This is a genomic window from Dokdonella fugitiva (genome assembly GCF_004342425.1).
GTDB lineage: Bacteria > Pseudomonadota > Gammaproteobacteria > Xanthomonadales > Rhodanobacteraceae > Dokdonella_A > Dokdonella_A fugitiva.
This window is the reverse complement of record NZ_SLWQ01000032.1, coordinates 1-1,150: the sequence shown is the minus strand read 5'-3', so window position 1 is coordinate 1,150 and position 1,150 is coordinate 1. Positions and strand designations below refer to the sequence as shown.

Below are 1,150 nucleotides of genomic sequence, written 5' to 3'. Positions count from 1 at the left end.
GACTCCTCTCGCGATCCCGTGTCCTGAAGGCTAAACCTTTCAGTCTGGCTCATCGAAGCCGTGTGGCGACACGAGGGGAGTCCATTCGATCATTCAAGCCGACGCCGCTTCGCGGCGCGGCTTAACTCAGGTGTTAGCCGCAAGGGGGAATGAAGTGGCAATGATTTCATGTCCAGAGTGCAAGGCATCCGTCTCCGACCAAGCGTCGAACTGTCCGCACTGCGGGTACCCGATCAAGCAAGAGCCTGTGAAGGATCCATCTCAGGCATCTAGCGCCCAAAGTTCACCCGGCGAGTCCAGGCTTGGTTCCGGCAAGCGTGGCGGTCATACCTTAGCTTGGGTGGTCGGCATAATTGTTGCGTTGCCCGTTGTTCTCATCGCTGGTATTTACATCCACAACAAGGCAATAGGTCCGGTTGGTTGGGCACAAGACAACACCGAAAAGGCGCTCCGGGAGCACATGAAAGATCCGGGCTCCATGGTCATACGGTCATCGTACGTAGTGCAAAAAACGGACGCAAAGGGCAACCAACTCATTTATATCTGCGGCATCGTCGATGGCAAGAACAGCTTTGGCGGCTACGCGGGGGGCACTCGGTTCGCGTCAAAGAGCGAATACTCAAAAGCGCTAGATACATTCGACACATGGTCTGTTCAAATTGAAGACCCTGAGCAAGAGCGATCCGCAAGAGAGGTAGGTATGCTGTCCGGCTTCGATAGCGTTTACTGGAACGACTGGTGTGTCGATGCTTCACATCCTGCCATCGTTGCAAGCAAGGGCGGCTAACAAATCGTGTATGGACTCCCCTTGCAAGTGACCGAGTGATTTCGCTTCTGGCAAGCGGTGCGGTTGCAGTCGTGTATTCGGCCTTGGGGTGAGCAGCGGGTGCTCGGGCCATGATGGAATCCGCCGGGACGAAGCCACACGTTCAAGCGGCCGCTGCGGGCCAGAAGTGTTATCGGCTTGCTCGTCCCGGGGACCGACTCGTATGCCATCGACGTTTCGCTCGGTGCAACGCGGGGGGTAGAACTCAGCGAGTCGCCGGCGCGACGAACGCGCTGACGTGATCGGGATCGAAGGATTGGCGGTGATGCTCGGCGGCCCACAGGCGCCGTGCCTGCTTGTTGGCGAGGGCGACGGCGGCCTTGT

1 protein-coding gene and 1 pseudogene are annotated in these 1,150 nt (G+C 58.0%); both read left to right on the top strand.

Translation table 11 applies throughout. The features are described from left to right. Positions 1–160: 160 nt before the first annotated feature. Positions 161–223 (top strand): annotated as a pseudogene (locus tag EV148_RS19180) (zinc ribbon domain-containing protein); the annotation flags it as partial. Positions 224–247: 24 nt separating this feature from the next. Then, positions 248–787 (top strand): hypothetical protein, encoded by a 540-nt coding sequence (locus EV148_RS18255; protein ID WP_241988151.1) that lies wholly within the window; start codon positions 248–250, stop codon positions 785–787. The last annotated feature ends 363 nt before the right edge of the window (positions 788–1,150 follow it).